This window comes from Paraburkholderia sp. BR10937 (assembly GCF_040965695.1).
In the GTDB taxonomy this organism is placed as follows: Bacteria; Pseudomonadota; Gammaproteobacteria; order Burkholderiales; family Burkholderiaceae; genus Paraburkholderia.
This window is the reverse complement of record NZ_JBFRCL010000195.1, coordinates 1-287: the sequence shown is the minus strand read 5'-3', so window position 1 is coordinate 287 and position 287 is coordinate 1. Positions and strand designations below refer to the sequence as shown.

The 287-nt window shown below is 51.9% G+C and carries 1 tRNA gene; it reads right to left on the bottom strand.

The window, feature by feature from the left end:
• Positions 1-183: 183 nt before the first annotated feature.
• Positions 184-259, bottom strand: a tRNA-Ala gene (locus tag AB4Y44_RS42615).
• Between the last annotated feature and the right edge of the window lie 28 nt (positions 260-287).

The window sequence follows — 287 nt, the reverse complement described above, 5'->3', positions numbered from 1 at the left end:
TCACAACCCTGATTCACCTACTCGACGGCCATCTCTGTCCGTCTTCCGGATGAATCTCTTTACTACTTCTTCCTGATTGTTAAAGAACGACAGCCGGTACGTTTTCACATACCGCTCTGACTGGCTCAATCGCCAATGCGAAATGCTCTGCTGAACTTCAGCAGAACGCTGTGCATTGAGGATTGGTGGAGGATGACGGGATCGAACCGACGACCCCCTGCTTGCAAAGCAGGTGCTCTCCCAGCTGAGCTAATCCCCCAGTCACACATACTCATGGGGATCTGTCT